Here is a 20,022-nt window from a genome sequence, read left to right as displayed (position 1 = left end):
AGCGGACCCGCCGCAAGCGCCGGTAGACCACAGACTTGCGGCCGGCCGGATTGCCCGGTCTAATGGTTCCCGTTCGAACCGGGAGGCCTTGGCTGGCGCTGGCGTTCCGTGTGTCGAGGGATGAGCGAACTGGCGAACCTGGCCGGAGAAGGAGTCTTCCATGAAGGGCGGCAAGAATACTCTGTTGGTGATGGCGGCGATCGCGGTGGTTTCGATCGCGGCGGCGACGATGAGCGGTGCTCAACAGCGGTCCGGCGCGAGCGGCGGCACCCGGGTCGCCGTCGTCGACCTCGTCAAGGTCTTCAACGAGTTCGATCAGACCAAGGCGGTCAACGAGGCCATGAGGGTCTATCGCGACAAGTTGGCCCAGGAGTCCGACCAGAAAATGTCCGAGATCAAGGCCGAACAGGACATCTTGGACAAGACCGACGTCACCAGCCCCGACCGGCAGGCCCGCATCACCAAGATCAAACGCATGCAACTGGAATACAACGTCTGGGAGTCGCTGGAAAAGGATTTTGTCAGCGACCAGTATGTGGCCTGGGTCAAGCGGACCTACGAGATGGTCACCGACGGCATCGCCGAGGTCGCGAAGAAGCAGGGTGTTCAACTGGTCGTGACGCAGGAACAGGTGGACACCACCGTGACCAAGCCTGAGCCCCTGTTGCAGCAGATCCTCAATCGCAAGGTGGTCTACGCGGACAACAGCGTGGATATCTCGGCTGACGTGCTGGCCACGCTCAACGCCAACTTCGCCAAGCTCGGCGGCCCGGCGTCGGTGCACTTCGGCAAGTAGGGCTCGGCTTGAACCGCAGGGACTGCCGAAGGCTGAGAGGCACCGCTTGGCCCGGAATCCACCGCTGGGCCCGGAATCCTTTCCGCGCCAGTCTTGCGGAACGCCGGCCGTGAGGCAGGGCCTTCTCACCTGTGCGGCATTCGCTCCGCGTCCGGTGAGGATGAGGGCCACAGAAACGATTCTCGAGCCGGCGTCGGGGGGCCGGAGCCCGCGAGGATTCTGGGCTCAGCAAGCCTCCGAGGAGCATGTGCATCCATGAGCAAGTCGTATCCTCTGGCGGAGATCGCCAAATGGGTCGGCGGAGTGGTCCGCGGCGACGCTGGCACTCGGATCACCGGCGTGGCCGGGCTTGAGGAGGCTTGTTCGTCCGACATTGCGTGGCTGGCCGAAGACAGATACGCCCCCCAGTTGAAGAACAGCCGGGCCGGCGCGGTGATCGTACCCATGCACTTCGGGGCGACCCCGATGCCCGCCATTCTGTGCGATAACCCTTCCCTGGCGATCTCAGCAGTGCTTGAGAAGTTTGCCCCGCCGATCCCAAGGCCGGCGCCGGGCGTTCATCCCACGGCGGTGGTCTCACCGTCGGCCAAGCTCGGCCGGGATGTGGCCGTCGGACCGTTGGTGGTCATCGGCGACAACACCGTCATCGGGGATCGGACCGTGCTTCATCCTCACGTTTTCGTCGGACCGGATGTCCGCATCGGCAGCGATTGCGAGTTCTGGCCCGGGGTCGTGATCCGGGAGCGGTGCGCGATCGGCAGTCGCGTAACCATCCACCCCAACTGCTCCATAGGCGCCGACGGCTTCGGCTACCAATATGTAGGGGGCCGCCACGTCAAGATCCCCCAGATTGGCAGCGTCGAGATCGAGGACGACGTCGAAATAGGGGCCAACAGCACGATTGACAGGGCTAAATTCGGGGTTACCCGCATTGGCCGGGGCACCAAGATTGATAACCTTGTCCAGGTTGCCCATAATGTCCGAATTGGGCCGAACTGCATGATCGTGGCTCAGTGCGGCATCGCCGGCAGCACCCGCCTGGGACAGGGCGTGGTGCTGGGCGGAAAAGTGGGCTTGCGGGACCACATCTCGCTCGGCGACGGCGCGCAAGTGGCCGCTTGCGCGTGCGTTTCCAAGGATGTGCCCCCAGGCAAGACGGTCATCGGCAGCCCGGCGGTCGACCACGAACAGTTCATCCGGGAGAGAGCCAAAGTGCGACGGCTCCCGGAGATGGCCGACCAGCTCCGGGCCTTGATCAAGCGGGTCGAGCAACTTGAAGCCTCAGCAGACCATTCGGAGCCCCGTTGAGCTGACCGGGCGAGGGCTGTTCACCGGCGAGCAGGCGGTCGTCCGCTTCTACCCGGCCGAGCCCGATACGGGCGTGGTATTCCTGAGGGCGGACCAGAACCCGCCCATCCGGGTTCCCGCTCTTGTCGAGAACGTCGCCAAACGCCTGCGCCGGACCTCTATCCGCAACGGGACCGTCCAGATTGAGACCATCGAGCATTGCATGTCGGCGCTCGCGGGCTTGGGCATCGACAACGTCCTTGTGGAACTGAACGCCAACGAGGTGCCTTCGTTTGATGGAAGCTGTGCTCCCTTCGTCGAGAAGCTCAAGGAGGTTGGCATCGTCGCACAGGACCGTCCTCGACAAGTGTTTCGCATTCCTGAGATCGTCCGCGTGGCCGAAGGAGGCCACTACGTCATGGCTGCTCCGGCCGCAGAAGATGAGGATACCCTCGAAATCATCTACGACCTCAACTACGGCAGCGGGCCGATCGGGCAGCAGATCTTCAAGATCCGTGTCACCCCCGAGGAATTCGAGCGGCATCTCGCTGCAGCCCGCACCTTCGTTCTGGAGCAGGAAGCCGAGCAGTTTCGGGCGTCGGGCCTGGGCTCGCACCTGACCTACGATGACATCCTCGTATTTGGCAAGGAAGGCCCGATTCAGAACACGCTTCGTTTTCCGGATGAGTGCGTCCGGCATAAGATCCTCGACCTGCTTGGCGACTTGTTCCTGTTCGGCCGGTTCGTGTCCGGGTACGTATTTGCCCGTGAATCGGGCCACGCCCTGAATCACGAACTGGTCCGCAAGCTGCGCGAGTTGGAGCAGGCGGCTGAGACCAAGCGGAAACTGAAGGCCGAACCCGTTTTCGACATCCGCAAGATCCAACGCTTACTGCCGCATCGCTACCCCTTCCTGATGGTCGACCGGGTGGTTGAGATGGAACCCGGCAAGCATGCGATCGGCATCAAGAACGTCACCGCCAATGAGGAGTTCTTCACCGGACACTACCCGGGTCAGCCGATCATGCCGGGCGTGCTGATCATCGAGGCTATGGCCCAGCTCGGCGGCCTGTTGCTGGCCCAGGAGCTTGAGCACACCGGCAAGGTGGCCGTCTTGCTGAGCCTGGAGGGAGTCAAGTTCCGCCGGCCGGTCGTTCCCGGCGATCAACTGCTGTTGGAGGCCTCGGCTCGCCGGGTCAAATCCCGGACGGGTCACGTGTTCTGTCGGGCAATGGTGGGAGACCAGTTGGCGGCCGAGGCCGATATCAAATTCATGATGGTCGATGCTGACCCGTTGTGAGCGAGAAGCTGTTTCGCTGTCGGCCGGGAAAACAAGAGGTTGGCAGCCAGGAACCGAGAGCTAAGGACTGACAGCCCCAAGCTGGCAGCTAAGAGCGGAACAAATGATTCACCCGTCGGCAACTGTTGATTCTAAGGCCATGCTCGGTCGGAACGTCACCATCGGGCCGAATTGCGTTGTGGGACCGGACGTGGTGTTGGGCGACGAGTGTACCTTGCGCAATAACGTGACGATCATCGGGCACACCGTGTGCGGTCGCCGGAATGAGTTCTTCCCGGGCTCGGTGATCGGTGCCCCACCGCAAGACCTCAAGTACAAGGGCGGCCCGACCCGCGTCGAAATCGGCGACGACAACGTCTTTCGTGAGCTGGTCACCGTACACGCCGGCACCGAGGTCGCGGGCGGCGTGACCTGGATCGGTTCGCATAACCGCTTTCTTGTGGGTGTGCACATCGCCCACGACGCAAAGATCGGCAACGACTGCATCTTGTCCAACTACGTGCAGCTCGCCGGGCACGTCTGCCTGGAAGACAAGGTCACGATGGGGGGGATCATCGGCGTCCACCACTTCACCACCATCGGCACGCTGGCTTACATCGGCGGCATGACCCGCGTCATTAACGACGTGCCGCCGTATATGATCGTTGAAGGAAACCCGGCACGTGTGCGAGGCTTCAACGAACAGGGTATGAAACGCTGGGGATGCACCGAGAATCAGATCCGGGCGGTGCGCGAGGCATACCGGGTGCTCTTCGGGCCCAAGGCCCAGAGCTTTGGGGCCTCAATGCTCGACCGGCTGAACGTGATTGAGGAACGGCAGGAGCTGAACGGCGAGGTCCGCTACCTGTGCGAGTCGATTCGCCGCAGCATCAAGGACGGCGTCTACGGACGCTGGCTGGAGCGCGATCGCCGGGACACGCACGTCGACCGGCAGGCTTTCTACGGGAGACCCAGGAGTACGGAGGGAATCAAGTGAGCCAACAGATTCCGGTTGCGGTCGTCGGCGCGGGACACATGGGCCGGCACCACGTTCGCATCTACCACGAGCTGCCCGACTGCGAACTCGTCGGAATCGTGGACGCAAACCCCGGCCGGGCTGCGGAGATGGCCTCGAAGCACAACACGAAAGCCTACCCTTCGATTGAGCCGCTGCTCGACAAGGTCAGGGCCGTGTCCGTCGCCGTGCCGACCACCGCCCACGTCGAGGTTGCACGGCCGTTTCTGGAAAACCGCGTGGCCGTGCTGATCGAAAAGCCCATCGCCCCCGACGCAGCCTCTGCCCGGGACTTGCAGCAGGTTGCCCGCAGGCACAACACGTTGCTGAGCGTGGGGCATACGGAACGTTTCAATCCGGTCGTTCGGGCGCTGGGTCGCATGCAGGTCAGGCCGCGCTTCATCGAGACTCACCGCATCAGTCCTTTCACTTTCAGGTCGGCCGATATCAGTGTCGTCATGGACATGATGATCCACGATATCGACATCGTGCTGCACTTGGTCAAAGCCCGGCCGGTCCGCGTCGACGCAGTCGGCGTTCGGGTGCTCTCCGAGCACGAAGACATCGCCAACGCCCGCCTCATCTTCCAAGGCGGCTGCGTGGCCAACTTGACCGCGTCGCGCTTGGCTCTTAAGACCGAACGAAAGATCCGCGTGTTCGCCGATGAAGCCTACCTCTCACTCGACTACCAGAAGAAGACAGGCATCGCCATCAAGAAGGACGCCAACCTCGATCTGCTCAAGATGGCCCGGGAGCACGGCGCCGAGGAGCTCTCGCAGCTCGTCGGACGTGATTTCGGGTCAATGGTCAAAGTCGAACCGTTGGAAATCGACGACCTCGAGCCGCTGCGGGTCGAACTGCAATCGTTTCTGAACTCGGTCCGATCGGGCGAGCCCCCGGCGGTCAGTGCCGAGGACGGCGTTGCCGCCGTGGAACTGGCCGAGCAGATCATCGCCGCCGCCAGATCACACCAGTGGGAAGGCGTCGACGCCGACTTCGCGGCAAGAGCATAGGAGTTGCTTGCTCCGTAATCGCCTGCCCGGTCGGAACACCGCGTATGTTCTGAACCAACGCGATGGACGACTGTTGTCACGGCTGTTCGATACGGCTCAGGCAGTCCCGAAAACAACGGGGCAAGTGCCGCAACGGTCTCTTTGCTGAACGAACCCAACCATGGCCAAATTGGCAAGATAGGTAAGGCGGTTCGGCGACGCGGAGCCCGGTTGCTGGCAATCAGGATAGTTTGGGAGTCCTGCGTGAAGGAAGTCCTCCGGTCGGGCGAGATGTTGTCTGGGTAGGTCCGCCGACTGCCTGATAAGGAGCACACAATGTCGGAGCGAGAGACTGCCGGCCGTCACGGCGCCCGGCCTGCAAGCCACTTCGGCCGTCGTAATCTTCTCAAAGGCATCGCCGGTGGTGTCATCGGATCAGTGGCAGGTACAGTTCAACAGCACGAGGCGGCGGCTTCAGCAGCGAGCGTGAGCAAGCCGGCAAATCCGCATGCTGCCCCGCGACTGATCTGGAAACTTGACCGGCCGGCGAAGCCTGCCCTTCCGTACTCCTACTTCTGGACCTGGGACCACAGCACCAACTGGATGCTCGATGATCCCGGCATGCTCAACTTCGGCTGCGACAACCGGTACCTCAAGCGACCGGAAACCTACCTTGAAGACTATCGCCGCCTGACCGACTTGGCCGTCGGCCTGGGCGTCCGGGGCATCCTGATTTGGGGCTTCCTGCGAGACGACCACGGCGGCGTTGAGTTCGGCAAACGCGTGGCCGACTACGCCGCCGGCAAGGGCATCATTATCAAGCCCGGCGTCGGCACGAACTGGTACGGCGGCGTCTACTATCAAGGTGAACACCCCTACAACATCGAAACTTTCGTCAGAAGACATCCCGATGCCCGTCTGATCGACGAACAGGGCAAGCCCCAGGAGCACGGCGTCTGTCCCACGCACCCTCGTTTCGTCGAGTGGCTCCAGGAAGGCGTCCGATGGCTTTTTCGTGAGTTCAACGTCGGCGGCGCCAACCTGGAAAACGGCGACTACGTGGTCTGCTATTGCCCGCGCTGCCGCGAGCATCTGGCACAGTGGCCCAAGGATGAACCGCCGTTCTGGCGGGATCAGTACCTCGGCTACAACGCCGCATTGCACGCCATCGAAGGTCAGCTCAAGGACAAATTCGTCACCTGGGCCACGTACCAGGGCTTCGTTCCCGGAAAACCCGCCGATGACCGGCATCGTGCCGCGTACCTCCAGTGTGATCGGCCGGCCTTGGTGGACAAGCTTCCGCCCGACGCCGTGTGCCAATGGACGCTGACGAGCATGGTCCGCAGGCAACCTTTGCCGCTGACCGCCTACCTGGACAATGGCACGCCGGCCGAAGCCTTCTCAGCCGACCTGTGGCCCGCCGGCGTGAAACCGCCCACCGTCCGCAGCGTCGGGTTTCTGCACCAGGGCAGTCAGTGGCACGGTCGTACGCGATACGACCAGGTCGTCAGCACCATCAAGGAAGGTTGTCTCCGCGCGTACCGAGCCGGCCTGGAGGGCGTCAGCATTCACGGCGAGGTTTCGACCATGCACATCCCTTGGGCTCTGAACTACCTCGCCTTTTCGCATTTCATTCACTGGCCCGAGGACTCGCTCCGTGCCTGGGGTCGCAAGACGATGGGCCAGGTTCTCGCCTCCGAAGCGGAAGGCGAGGCCTACGCCGAGCTCTTCGCCCATTGGCAGGCCGGTTCTCTTACCGACGGCCTCAAAAAAGACCTGCGACAACGAACCCGCGCCTTGGCCGACGACGTTGCGGCCAGAGGCGAGCATCTGCATCGCTTCCGATTCTGGAATTGGTTGCATCAGGTGGCTGAAGGAACTCAAGACTGTCATGCAGCCAGTTTTTTGTAAACACCGGGCGCATCCGGTGAGAGGGCCGGACGCCGTTGACGTGTGCCTCCGCCGGCCAACGTCCGACTCGGGCTTCGCCCGGCCTCTACGCCAGTGCCGCCGTGACCTCGTGTAACAGCTCGCTGATCGGCAGGTGCGACGGGCAAACCTCTTCGCACACGCCACAGTTGGTGCAGACGGCCGCCGGGTCGTAGCCCAGTCTTCGATACAGGCTTTCCGCCAGTTCGCGATCCTTGTAGTCGTTCAAATAAGCGTAATAGCGGATCATGTTGGTCACCGCGATGCGCTCGGGGCAGTTGAGATCGCAGGCTCCGCACAAATGGCAGGCGGTGGCCATCTGGAGCTTCACGATCGCCCGCAGCTCGCGCTCCGCCTCGGCGGAAAGCTTGACCTGAGCCAGAGGCAGCATCGCTTCCATGTCCTCCATACTGCCCATCCGTGCGATAACCGCGTCGATCAGATCGTCCGTCAGGTGCAGCATCCACAGCTTGGCCCGCTGATCGTCGTTGTACTCCTTGCCGCCCATGAGAGCCTTGAATTTCTCCTCGCGGGCGTCGGCCGGGCGGGCCTTGATGCCCTTGGTCTTCATCGCAATGATGCCCACGTCCTGTTTCTTAAGGGCTTCCAGCTCGGGCCTGAGGTTATCGAAGCTGCCCGGATCAATGGCCGGCATGATCAGGTCGATCCTCCAGGGGCCTCGTTTGTTGGCCTCGACGCTCGCGGCCAGGACGTCTTTCTGGTGCCGGTGAACACTGTATCCGAAGTGCTTGACCTTCCCGGCTTTGTGGACCCGTTCGTAAGCCTCCCACAACTCCAAACAGTCAAAAATCCACGGAATCTCGATCCCGTGCATCATGTAACAGTCGACACTCTCCACCTTCATCTTTGCCAGGGACTTGTCCAGTTCGTCCAGGTACATCTTGGCGATGCGCTCGCCGACCGGACGAAGGTCGGGCTTCCTGCCCGTCTTCTTCTCTTTCTCGATAGCCTTCTTGTGAACGTCAAGCAGTTCTTTCCCGGGGCCGATGCCTTTCTCGTCGTCGAGGAATTCCGAAATCGCCTTCGCGTACAGCTTCCGCACGTCTTCGTCGATCTTGGCATAACCGGCGATGTCGGAGGCCTTGCTGGTAATCCACAACTTGTCGCGGTACTTCACGAAGGTGCCGCTCAGCTCGATTTCATGGTTGCCTCCCCCGTAGTTGGATGCCGTGTCGAAGTAATTCATGCCCGCGGCCATCATGCGACGCCAGAGGGTCTCGTTTCCGGCGTTGCCCGCAACCACGCGGCTGACCATGTAGTTGGTTCGGCCGAGCCGCCGGTAGTCCATGCTCGGCGCCTTGCTCCGCCAGATCAGCTCCTTGGGATCGACCTTAAGCGCCGGGGCCGAGGCCCCGATCTTTTCCTCTTCGGTCGCCTTGAGCGAGGATGCCGCGATTGCCGCAGAGCCGATGCCTGCCGCCGTACCTTTCAGAAACTCCCGACGATCGATGCGCGTGAGGTCATGCATGGGTCCACTCCTTATCAAGCTGCAAATTCGCCCCTGACGGACACTGTCAACGAGACTTGCCCTGGTCATCAAACCGCAATCTTGAGAGCGCCAACAGCATAGCGATTGTTTCCGGCAAAGGACAATAATCCGCCGTCGGCCGATGCTGTTGCCCGATCCGCGAGACAGTCGGCGGGGTGAACTGCGGGCCTCGCGGCCGGCTGATCCCATCGTGCAGGTCCAGCCGACACGCCGACGGACAAGCCGCCGATCGTACCCCAGCCTCGACTCTCAAAGAGCCGTTGATGCCGGGAGCATTGCCGACGACCTACTTGACATTAGGGCGCGGGGCGGCCGACACCACGGCGATGAAGAACTCCTGCTGCTGCTGCGGGTCGATCCCGGCCTTATCGAGCAGTTGCCCCATGTACCGCGAGCTCATGCGGCTGTATTCCTGCTCTCGGATTTGATCGATGATCCTGGCCTGGGCCTCTTCGAAAGTCAACCGCTCTTGAGGCGTCTTACGGCCGCACTTGACGATGAAACTCGATTCCTCCGTTTCAATGATCTCGCTGAATCGGCCTTCCTCGAGGGTGAAGAGAATCTCGGCCGCCTTGGCCCACGAACCCGTCAGGCTGCCAGGCGTGATTTCGCCCCACGATCCGCCCTTGGCTCGCTGAGCACCCTTGGAATAGCGCCGCGCAACCGCGGCAAAGTCCACTCCGCTTTCGAGCTCCTCCGCGGCGCGACGCAGTTCCCGGCGGGCCGCCTCGCGGGCTTCGGCGATCTCGCTCTCGCTGGCCTGCGAAACGGGTTTGCGCAGAAGTTCCCGAAGCGGGATTTCGATCATCAGCAATTCAGCCTTGGCCGGCGTCGTGAAGGCATCAAGATGAGCCTGGTAATACTTGAGCAGATCGCGTCGGGGGGGAACGGCGACCATGGGCGAGAACCGCTCTTCCAGGAAACTCGAAACAAGAAGCTGGCGTTTGATGCGTTCTTTCACGTCCTTCATTTCGAGACCGAGGGCTTTCAGTTGGGCCTCGTATCGGGCACGGACGCCGCCATAGTTCGTGTTGATGGTTCGCTGGATGGCCTTCTCGGCCTCCTTGTCGAGCAGTTGTTCAACGGTCTCGTTGAGCTTCTTCTTGGCCTGCTCATAAACCACGATCGTGCTCGATTGATATCTGATCTGGTCGGCAATCAGCCGCGAAATGCCGCGATAGTACTCGCGCTCCGACGTGGCGGCGCCGGCCATTTTCAGGATCTCGGGCATGAGCGGTTCGAGAACGTCCGAGACGGTGATGGGCTGGGAATTGACAAATAGGACCGGCGTACCCGTGTAACCGGTTGGAAGCTCGGACGGCACGATCACCTCGGCAGCCTGCTGCGTCGCCGTTCCGGTCGCGGCCGCCTCTCTGGTGATGTCCGGGTGGTATCGGGGGGTGTGGGCGGCCTTGTGGTCCTCTCGCTTCGGTCCGGTTTCCTTGTCGCCGCAGCTCGTGACACACACGATGGTCAAGAACAAGCCTGACGCCGTAGCAATTCGATTGATCCGTCTGGCGTTTCTCATCGATGCGGCATTGTAGATACGGCGGTTTGAGGCTGCAACAGACGCCTCAGGACGGCCAGAAGCGTCGCGGTCTCGAAGTAGGCGGGCGCCAACCGCAGGTGAACGGTGTGGGCATCGGCCATCCGGGCCGAACCGGGACCGTCCGCGAAGATCGGCTCGACCAGGGCCAGCTCTTCGACGGTGAAAATCAGGTCCGGCGGCTGCCGGTTGATCGCCTTGATCCTGAACGGTTGAGCCAGAATCCGAATTTCGGCCAGGGCCAGCAGATCGGCCACCGCTTGCGGGTAGGGTCCGAAGGCGTCTCTGATGTCCTTGTCAAGCTGCCCCAGATCCGCAAGTGAGCGACAGCGCACGACGCGCCGGTAGATCTCCATCCGTTGTCGGTCGGACTCGATGTAGTTGCGGGGAATGAAGGCCGGAACGTCCAATTCCAAATGCACCGGCCTGAAAACGTCCGCCGGTTCGTTCCTGAGTCGCCGCACCGCCATATCGAGCAACTGGCAATAGAGCTCATAGCCGACCGCTGCGATGTGACCGCTCTGTTCGGGCCCCAGGATATTGCCCGCGCCGCGGATCTCCAGATCGCGCATCGCGATTCGGAAACCGGCACCCAGATCGGAGTATTCCTCGATGGCTTTCAATCGGCGGGCCGCGTTCGGCGTGATGGTCCGGTCGGGTGAAAGCAGCAGATAACAGTAAGCGCGGTGCTTGTATCGACCGACCCGCCCTCGAAGCTGGTGAAGCTCTGACAACCCGAATCGGTCGGCCCGATCGATCAGGATGGTGTTGCAGTTGGGAATGTCCAGTCCGGACTCGATGATCGTGGTGCAGACCAGCACGTCGGCCTGATGACGGACGAATTGGAGCATCACCCGTTCGAGCTCGCGTTCGGGCATCTGGCCGTGACCGACAATGACGCGGGCCTCGGGAACGATGCGACTGACCCTCTCGGCGAAAGACCGGATGTCGTGCACAAAGTTGTGCACGAAGAAGACCTGGCCTTCGCGGTTCAGCTCCCGCAGGACGGCGTCGCGGATCAGTTGGTCAGACCAGTTGACCACCTGGGTGACAATGCTGCGGCGATCCATCGGGGGTGTCGCTAGCGAGCTGATGTCGCGGATACCCAACAGCGACATGTGCAGCGTCCGCGGGATGGGCGTCGCCGTCATGGTCAGCACATCCATGGTCTCGCGGAAGCGTTTGAGCCTTTCCTTGTGCTCGACGCCGAATCGCTGCTCCTCGTCAATGATCAATAGACCGAGGTCCTTGAACCCCACGTCCTTGCTCAGCAATCGATGGGTACCGATGAGGATGTCGATCTGACCCTTGCGCGTACGGTCGATGATTTCGCTCTGAGCTTTCCGCGTCTTGAAGCGGGAGAGAGATTCGATGACGAAGGGATAATCCGCCAGTCGTTCTCGGAAGGTGCGTTCGTGTTGTTCGGCAAGCACGGTGGTCGGCACCAGGACGGCCACCTGCTTGCCGTATTCGACGGCCTTGAATGCCGCCCGGACGGCCAGCTCGGTCTTCCCGTAGCCGACGTCGCCGCACAGCAGGCGGTCCATCGGCTGAGGACGGCACATGTCCTTCTTGATGTCGGCAAGGCTGGAGAGCTGGTCCTCCGTTTCCGTGTAGATGAAGCTGCCCTCGAACTCCCGCTGCCAGACCGTGTCGCCGGGATAGGCGATGCCCGGGCGGCTGGCCCGCGCAGCCTGAATGCGCAGGAGGTCGGCCGCAAGATCGCCGACAGATTCCTCGACTCGCTCCTTGGTTTTGGCCCAACGGGTGCCGCCGAGCTTGCTGAGCGGCGGTGGGGTGGTTCCGATGCCGACGTATTTCTGGACGAGGTCGATCTGACTTGCCGGGACATGCAGGCGCGCACTGTCGGCGAACTCGAGGGTCAGGTATTCCTCCTGTTTTTCCGAGTCCCCCTTGCGCATCGTTCGCATGCCCTGGAATCGGGCAATGCCGTGTACGACGTGTACGACGTAGTCGCCCGCGTTCAGGTCGAGCCATGATTCCACCGGACGGGCGGCATGCCACCGGTGGATTCGCCGACGCTGCGTGTAGCGGTGAAAGACCTCATGATGCCCGACCACGGTCAGGCCGCCGTCGGGCCAGTCGAATCCGTGGTGCATGAGCCCGACAGGTAGCGACAACCGCGGGGGCAGATCGCCGATTGTGCTCCGCCACAACTCAGTGAACCGTTCCCGCTCGGAGTTGTTGTCGCAATAGAGCAGGACGTCGCGCTCAGCGGCAATCCTGGCCAGTTCTCCCAGGGCCTCCGTCGGCTTGGTCTCGAATCGGGCCAGGCTCTGAACGTGAAAGCTGAAGCGGTTCTCGGCGTCGCTACACGCCAGGCGATGGAGGTGTAGTTGGAGAAATCCGCCGGCTCTCTGGAACACTCTGTGGACCGGCATCATTCCCGCCGGGCCGTTAAGGCGATTCCAGAACGTCTTGCCGATCTCTTGGATCTCCAGAGGCTCGTCGAACGCGACAATCGTGTTCGGCGGCAGATAGGACAGGAAGCTGGTAGCGCTTCCCTCCGAGAAGAAGGGCTCGGGATGGCTCCTCTGAGAAACCACGCCTCTGGCCTCGACGGTCTGGTGCTTGTGTGGAGAATGGTCCTGCCTTCCTCTTACCGAGGCGGCCGCGATCTGGATGGTCTCGAATTCGGTATCGGATCGCTGCGTGCTCACGTCAAAGCCGCGGATCGATTCGATCTGGTTGCCGTAGAAATCAATGCGGTACGGATCGGTCTGGGCGGGAGGAAAGATGTCCAGGATGTCGCCCCGCAATGCGAAATCGCCCGGAGACTCAACCTGGTCCAGCCGTTCATAGCCGTGGTCCATGAGCCAGCGTGCGATTCGCTGCAGGTCATGTTCCTGGCCCACGCAGAGAGTAAGCAACTGGCCGGCCAAGGCCCGTTCCGAGGGAACGCATTGCATGAGTGCCTGGATCGGGGCGACGATGAACGAGGGAGGCTCTTGGTCGCCTTGGGAAGCGCGCTGCAATTGGGCGCACAGCCGAATGCGCTCAGCGTAAATCTCGTCACTGGCCGCCCCCTGGCCCGGGGCGGCTTCGAAGGCGCTCAGCAGCTCGGGCGTGCGACCACAACACAATTCCAGGTCGTCGCGGATCTCGTCGGCCGGGTCCAGATGGGCGGTAACGTATAAAAGGGGACACTTCAGCTCCAGAGCCGCCGCGCCGGCCAAAACAGGCGCAAACGATCCCCACAGCCCGTCCACGGATACCACCCCCCCCTGCGCACCGCTCGGCGAATGTGTTTCATCGCCTGATCCGGCGGCCAAGGGGCTCAATTCGCGGATCCGGGCCACCAAGGCACGAAAGGTGCCGTCGCCGGAAATCCGATCGACGACATTGACCACAATTCTATTGTATCGGTCATCTCCGCCCTCGGCTAGACTCGCTTGCCTTAAGGTCCGAATGTTTGTTCTTTGGACCGGTTACGGTTAACTTTCCCGCCAATCGACGATGGTCTGTTCGAAGGTCGTTTATGCCAGCCGATGATCGCAATCGTTGCCAGGGCCGGCCCGACGACGGCCCCGGATGCCGCCGGAGCATGGCCGAAAGAAAAGGCTCCTCTGCCGCCGGTGCCCCGACGGGGATCGTCCGCGAGGTGCCGCCGCTCCAAGAAAACGCCACACCCGAAGAGAAAGAACTGCACTGGTACCGGCACGTCTACCAGGGCGAGCGCGTCCGGCAATTGACGCTCCGCGCCGTTCTCACGGGAGGAATCCTCGGAATGTTCATGTGCGTCTCGAACCTCTACACGACGCTGAAACTCGGCTGGTCCTTCGGCGTGGCGATTACGGCGTGTGTCCTGTCCTACGTGATCTGGAACGCGGTCCGCGCGGTTTCAGGCAATCGATTGAGCGAGATGACCATCCTCGAAAACAACTGCATGCAGTCCACCGCCTCCGCCGCCGGCATGTCTACCGGCGGGACTTTGGCCACGGCCGTCGGCTCCCTGTTGCTGATGAGCGGCACACATCTGCCCTGGACCACTCTGGTGGCGTTTACGTTTCTGACCGCAGCCCTGGGCGTGTTCATGGCCATTCCACTCAAGCGGCAAATGATCAATATCGAGCAGCTTCCGTTCCCCAGCGGGATGGCCGCTGCCGAAACACTTCGCAGCCTGCACAGTCGCGGGGCCGAGGCCGTCAGGAAGGCCTACTCCCTGATCATTGCGTTGGGCTGTGGCGCCGTCACAGGTTTTTTCCGCGGCCCTGAGGGCGTCATCACCACGCTGGACAAGATCTATCGATACGTGCACATTCCGGAACTGCTTCCTTTCGGCGGAATCTTCAATCCGATGAGCTGGCTCAGACAGGGTGCCGCGAAGGCCGGCCTGGCGGGTTTGGGCTTCGAGCCGGGGACTCTGATGATCGCCGCCGGCGCATTCGTCGGAACACGGGTATCGTTCTCGATGCTCGCCGGTTCAATTCTGCTCTACTACGTCACGATGCCGTTGCTCGTCAGCCATGGAGCTCAAGTGGCAGTCGCAGGCTCTTCGGGTTACGTGCCGGCTGGGGACTTGCCGCCGGGAGCGATCCTTCTCCCAACACGATGGGCCTTGTGGGGCGGAACGTCGATCATGGTTTTCTCAAGCCTGGTGTCCGTGGGCCTCCAGTGGCGCACCCTCGCGCGGTCGTTTCGCGTGTTCCGTCGCACAACTCACGCGGATTCCGGGCAAACGGTCCGAGACTCACGCGGGTCGTCCGTCGACTTGCAGAAGGCCATAGACGCGATAGAGGTTCCCAGCTCGTGGTTGATCGGCGGACTGATTCCCATCGGCGTCGCCATTGTTCTCCTCAACTACTTCGCGTTTCACATGTCGATCCTGCTCGGCGTCATTGCGGTGGCCATGTCGTTCGTCCTGTCGTTGGTCGCCTGCCGGGCAACCGGTGAGACCGACACCACCCCGACCGGGGCCATGGGAAAGGTGACTCAGCTGGTCTACGCGATCCTGGCGAAGGGCAATTACGTCGTCAATCTGATGTCGGCCGGTACCACCGCCGCCGCGGCCGGCAGTGCCGCAGATCTGCTCACCGACCTGAAGTCGGGTTACCTGCTGGGTGCCAATCCGCGAAAGCAGTTCCTGGCCCAGTTCTCCGGCATCTTCTTCGGCGTCGCCGCCATCATCCCCGCGTGGTATCTGATGGTGCCCACCGCCGAGAGACTGCACGCGTTCAATCCGCCGGCAGTGTACATGTGGAAAGCAATGGCTGATGCGCTCACCCAGGGCCTGCATACCATCCCGATCACCGCCCAATGGGCGATTCTCATCGGTGCGGTGCTCGGCATCATCTTGCCGGTACTTTCGGCAAAACTGCCCAAAGCAGCCCCGTACCTGCCCTCTGCGATGGGGTTGGGTCTGGCGTGGGTGGTGCAGTTCCAGAACAGCCTCTCGTTCGCGATCGGCGCGGTGATCGCATGGGCTTGGGCCAGGACGCACAAGAAAAGCGCGGAGACCTACACGTTTCCCGTTGCGGCCGGGATGATCGCCGGAGAGTCGATCATGCTGGCCATGATCGCGATCGCGGCGACGGCAACGCAATTGTTCGGCCACCAGTAGTCCGCGCCGCAATTCCCTGTCTCTCGCCCCAGGATGTGCGGCAGGTTACACTGGTTCCGGGTCCGTGAGAGATCCGACGTGGAACGGCTGCGGTCTCTTCGCAGGGTTCTGAACGAGCGGCGACCGTTTCAGAACCGCGACCGTGAGGGAGCGGCGGCGCTCCTTCTGGCCCTTTAGCCTCTTCCATCGGGACTGGTGTGCGTTTTGCGCGCATGTTTCTTGTTCGCGGAGCGCTTGGGTTGCGGCCCGCAAAAAGGCGGTCCGCCTTAGCCTCTTCCATCGGGACTGGTGCGCATTTTGCGCGCATGCCTTTGCAAGAGTGCAGAACTCGTTCAGTACCAAAGACCTGCAAACGTAATCCGCCTGCCCGGTTTTGGTTGCGGCTAAAGACCGCCTTGGAGCCTTACGACCCGACATCGGTGCGCCGGTAACGTGCTATCCCGTTTGCTCCGCCTTGGAGCGACTCTGCCGTTGTTGTCGCCGAGGTTCGACGCCCGTGGCTTGTCAGCCTTTCAGCCCCGTCGTCGCGATGCCCTTGATGAAGGTCTTCTGGGTAAAGAAGAAGAGCACGATGATCGGCAGGCAGATGAGCGTACTGGCGGCCATCAGGCTGGTCCAGTCGGTGCCGCCGTGCTGGGACTGGAAAGCCTGGAGGCCCAGCGAGAGCGTGAAGGTTTCCCGGCGAGTCAGGAACAGCAGCGGCCCCATGAAGTCGTTCCACGCGTACAGGAAATGAAACAAAGCGACGACCGCCAGGGCCGGCTTGCTCAGCGGCAGAATGACCCGCCAGAAGATGCCGAACTCGCTGCATCCGTCGATCCGGGCCGCCTCGGAAAGGTCCTTTGGGATGGTCAGAAAGAACTGCCGCAGCAGGAAGATATTGAACCCGCTGCCAAAGAAAGCCGGCACCCACAGCGGCAACAACGTGCCGATCCAGCCGAATCTGGCGAACAGCGTGTACAACGGCACCATCAGCACGGCGAAAGGCACCATCATCGTTGCCAGCGTAAGACCGAACAGGACGCCACGGCCGCGCCAGGGAATCTTGGCCAGGCTGTAAGCCGCCAGCGACGAACTGCACACCGTACCGGTCACGCCCAGAAGGCACACAATCAGGGTATTGCGCAAATACAGCCAGAAGATGGAAACCTCCCGCTCGCCCAGCAACGGCATCCAGACCCGCGCCGTACCCATCTTATTGATCGCGGCCGGAAAGTTGCCCCAAAATAGCTTCGCGCGGCTCTCGACGGCTTCCGGCGGCACGATGTCCCACACGGCCGGGGCGTTCATGTCCACCAGCGTCTTGCGCTCCTTGATGTAACACCACCCCGGCTCGGCTCTGCGCAGAACCGTCACTGGTATCCGTTGTTCGATTCCGGCGACTTTGAGCGGGATCGTGCCGTCCTGATAGTCGCTTTCCGGTACAAGCAGCTTTTGCCCTCCCCGCGGGTCCGTCTCGTCCTCGATGTCCAGTCGAACTACGAGCATCCGCGCGGCAAGCGTCTCGCCGCGAACCACTTCGCACTCGCGGCCGTCGATGGTTGCCCGGTACTGGCGGGGAATCCACTGCGGCGGCATGGCCGTCGATTGCTCAAGCGGTTTGAGCGACGTGCTCAACAGCCAGATGAACGGGAAGATGAACAGGAAGCTCCCAAGCACCAGGAGCGCGTACGCCAGCACCTTGCCGAACAGAGTCCGAGGTTCCATCAGCACTCACCCAACATACGTCACCCGCTTGCCGGCCGTCCGGTGGGCGATGAGCGTCAACACCAGGATGATGACAAACAGAATCCATGCCATCGCGCAACCATAGCCCATCCGAAGCCACTCGAACGCCTGGGCCCACATGTACAGGGCGTAGAACAAGGTCGACTGCGCCGGCTGGCCCTGGGTTCCACCCTGCGGGCCGCCGCCCATGATGTACGCCGGCGTGAAAACCTGCAGGACGGCGATGATTCCGATGATCAGCGTGAAATAGATCACCGGCGACAGGCAAGGCAATGTGACGTGAAACAGTCTCCGCCACCAGCCGGCCCCGTCGATCTCCGCCGCTTCGTACAGTTCGGCGGGCACGTCCTGCAAACCCGCCAGATAGATCACCATCGTCCCACCGCAGCCCCAGATGCTCATAATCGCCAATGCCGGTTTGGCCCACAGCGGATCGGCCAGCCAAGTGGGCGGCCGCAGACCAAGCGGCCCAAGCAGAGCTCCCAGGGCATAATTGAGAATGCCGAAATCCCCGTTGAGCACCCACAACCACAACATGGCTGAAGCCACGGCCGGCACGAGGCACGGCAAGTAAAAGATCGTCCTGAAGATCGGCAACCCGCGCACGCCCGAATTCAGCAGCAGGGCCAGCATCAGAGCCGCCGTCAGGCTCCCGGGCAACGCAATGGCCCCGAAAACCAGCGTGTTCCGCAATGACTTGAACATCACCGCATCCTGACCGAGATCCTGATAGTTCTGCAACCCCACCCAGACGGCCGGTCGCAGCGTCGAGTAATCGCAAAAACTGTAGTACAGCGACGAAAGGATCGGATACGCAAGGAAAACACTCAGGCCGATCAGCCACGGTGAGGCGAAAAGAATCCCGTTGACAAGATGTCGCCGGTCTGCGCGGGTCATGACAACCTCCCCGAGATCGGCGGACGCAACGAGAGCGACCTTTTGTATCGGGCGTATGCCCGGGTCATCCGTTCCTGGACGATATCGAGCGCCTCCCTGGCTGTGTAGGGCTTGCCGGTCGCCGGATTGCTCTGCAGCAACCGCACCCGCTCGAACGCGGCGAAAAGCTCCGTCTGATACTGGCTCCAGATGCCCACGTGCAGAGGCGAAACCACCCCCTTGCTCTTGGACAGGCTGATGAACAAATCGAGATAACGGTGCGGGTGCTTCTTGAGAAAGTCGTCGCTCACCTTGGTCAGCGGGGTCGCCTTTCGATGTCCCAGGTTCAGCTTCTCCATCGCCGGCTGCGAGATAACGTACTTGACGAACTGCCAGGCGGCTTCGCGCCGCTCGGCCGGCACGCCGCGCGGAATGACCATAATGTCACAACCCACGGTGCTGAAGCGTTCAGGTCCATGTGGCGTCTTGGGCCAGGGCACCACGCCGTAACGCATGCCGGGAGCGTACTGCTGGATATAGTTGTGCATCCACGCACCGTCCAGGACCATCGCCACCTTACCTGAGAAAAAGGGATTCTGCGGCGACGCCAGGTTGCCGAACCCGCTGGAGAAGCGCTTGATCCGATCAACGCCGTATTTGCGGGAGTAGCTCTGGATCCACTCATAGGCCGCCACGTTGAGCGGGTCATCGGCGGTGATTGTGTCGTCCTCGCCGATCAGCTTGCCGCCAAACCAGAAACCCCAGGCCCAGATGAATCGTCCCGGCTCCTGTGGCAGAAAACCCAATTGCACAAGATTGCCCGAGGCATCGTACTTGGTCAGGGCCTCGGCGTAGGCGTCGAGCTCCGCCAGCGTCGCCGGCCCGCGACCGGGATCGAGCCCTCTGGCCCGAAGCTGATCAGCGGACGCCTCGAATAAGGCCGCGTTGTAGTGCAGCCCGCTGGCAAAGGGCGTCGTCGGCACCGCCCACATGATGCCCTTATGCGTGCAGATCTTCACGTACGCCGCGATCCAGTGGTCGCGGCCGATCCCGTCGCGGCTCATGAGCTCATCGAGCGGCGTCAACGCCCCCTGTTCGGCAAAGGGCGTGACATTGTGCTCCCACAACCCCGCCACGTCCGGAGGGTCGCCACCCGAGGTGGCCGCCAGCAGCTTACGGTCGATCACCCCGACGGGCGTATAGTGAACCGTAATGCCGCCCTGCGAGTCGTTGAAGTCCTTGACCACCGCCCGCATGGCGTCGCCTTCGAAACCGTCCCACTTGTCCCAGTAGCGAAGATGGATTCGCCCGTCCGGCGGTTCGCTCCGAAAACACCCCCCGGCCGACAACAGCGAGCCCCCCAGCGAGACCGAAGCCGCGCCGCGAATCGTCTTCCCGAGAAAATCCCGCCGAGTCCTCCGCATGACACTACTGTCGCGGGGAAGGGCTCGTTTGGCAAGGGATGGCATTTCGCCAGGGCGAT

General features: G+C 62.1%; 13 protein-coding genes. 7 read left to right on the top strand and 6 right to left on the bottom strand.

All coding sequences use genetic code 11. The features are described 5' to 3' along the window. The first annotated feature begins 160 nt into the window (after positions 1-160). The 6 genes from PLL20_04830 to PLL20_04805 all read left to right on the top strand — a co-directional run bounded on the left by PLL20_04830 (position 161) and on the right by PLL20_04805 (position 7,280). Positions 161-796, top strand: coding sequence for an OmpH family outer membrane protein (locus tag PLL20_04830; GenBank protein HPD29295.1), 636 nt, complete (start codon positions 161-163; stop codon positions 794-796). Positions 797-1,051: 255 nt separating this feature from the next. Beyond that, a complete protein-coding gene (gene lpxD / locus PLL20_04825) occupies positions 1,052-2,104 on the top strand; it encodes a UDP-3-O-(3-hydroxymyristoyl)glucosamine N-acyltransferase (GenBank protein ID HPD29294.1) in 1,053 nt (350 codons plus the stop codon). Further along, positions 2,070-3,383, top strand: a complete 1,314-nt coding sequence (gene lpxC, locus PLL20_04820) for a UDP-3-O-acyl-N-acetylglucosamine deacetylase (GenBank protein ID HPD29293.1) — start codon at positions 2,070-2,072, stop codon at positions 3,381-3,383. The genes lpxD and lpxC overlap by 35 nt, the downstream gene beginning before the upstream one ends. A 103-nt stretch (positions 3,384-3,486) precedes the next feature. After that, the gene (lpxA, locus tag PLL20_04815; GenBank protein HPD29292.1) at positions 3,487-4,359 is read left to right on the top strand and encodes an acyl-ACP--UDP-N-acetylglucosamine O-acyltransferase; all 873 of its coding nucleotides are present in this window, start codon (positions 3,487-3,489) and stop codon (positions 4,357-4,359) included. Further along, entirely contained in the window at positions 4,356-5,390 is a 1,035-nt protein-coding gene (locus tag PLL20_04810; GenBank protein HPD29291.1) for a Gfo/Idh/MocA family oxidoreductase, read from the top strand. Before lpxA ends, PLL20_04810 begins: the two co-directional genes overlap by 4 nt. A 315-nt stretch (positions 5,391-5,705) precedes the next feature. After that, positions 5,706-7,280 carry a hypothetical protein gene (locus tag PLL20_04805; GenBank protein ID HPD29290.1) on the top strand — a complete coding sequence of 525 codons (1,575 nt, stop codon included), beginning with the start codon at positions 5,706-5,708 and terminating at the stop codon, positions 7,278-7,280. An 85-nt stretch (positions 7,281-7,365) separates the two neighbouring features. On the opposite strand, the gene PLL20_04800 is transcribed toward PLL20_04805, so the two are convergent. The 3 genes from PLL20_04800 to mfd all read right to left on the bottom strand — a co-directional run bounded on the left by PLL20_04800 (position 7,366) and on the right by mfd (position 13,725). After that, positions 7,366-8,787, bottom strand: coding sequence for an aldo/keto reductase (locus tag PLL20_04800; GenBank protein HPD29289.1), 1,422 nt, complete (start codon positions 8,785-8,787; stop codon positions 7,366-7,368). A gap of 307 nt (positions 8,788-9,094) precedes the next feature. After that, entirely contained in the window at positions 9,095-10,336 is a 1,242-nt protein-coding gene (locus PLL20_04795) for a peptidyl-prolyl cis-trans isomerase (protein HPD29288.1), read from the bottom strand. Further along, positions 10,333-13,725, bottom strand: coding sequence for a transcription-repair coupling factor (gene mfd / locus PLL20_04790; protein ID HPD29287.1), 3,393 nt, complete (start codon positions 13,723-13,725; stop codon positions 10,333-10,335). Before mfd ends, PLL20_04795 begins: the two co-directional genes overlap by 4 nt. Before the next feature lie 194 nt (positions 13,726-13,919). On the opposite strand from mfd, the gene PLL20_04785 reads away from it, so the two are divergent. Then, positions 13,920-15,935, top strand: coding sequence for an OPT family oligopeptide transporter (locus PLL20_04785; GenBank protein ID HPD29286.1), 2,016 nt, complete (start codon positions 13,920-13,922; stop codon positions 15,933-15,935). Positions 15,936-16,439: 504 nt separating this feature from the next. Here the strand turns inward: PLL20_04785 and PLL20_04780 are convergent. The 3 genes from PLL20_04780 to PLL20_04770 are packed head-to-tail and all read right to left on the bottom strand — an operon-like array spanning position 16,440 to position 19,963. Then, positions 16,440-17,642, bottom strand: a complete 1,203-nt coding sequence (locus PLL20_04780; protein HPD29285.1) for a carbohydrate ABC transporter permease — start codon at positions 17,640-17,642, stop codon at positions 16,440-16,442. Positions 17,643-17,648: 6 nt separating this feature from the next. Further along, positions 17,649-18,560, bottom strand: coding sequence for a sugar ABC transporter permease (locus PLL20_04775; protein HPD29284.1), 912 nt, complete (start codon positions 18,558-18,560; stop codon positions 17,649-17,651). Further along, positions 18,557-19,963 (bottom strand): ABC transporter substrate-binding protein, encoded by a 1,407-nt coding sequence (locus PLL20_04770; protein ID HPD29283.1) that lies wholly within the window; start codon positions 19,961-19,963, stop codon positions 18,557-18,559. Before PLL20_04770 ends, PLL20_04775 begins: the two co-directional genes overlap by 4 nt. Positions 19,964-20,022 lie beyond the last annotated feature (59 nt).

Source organism: Phycisphaerae bacterium (assembly GCA_035384605.1).
Taxonomy (GTDB): domain Bacteria; phylum Planctomycetota; class Phycisphaerae; order UBA1845; family PWPN01; genus JAUCQB01.
The sequence above is the reverse complement of the archived record's forward strand: the minus strand, read 5'-3'. Positions and strand labels throughout refer to the sequence as shown.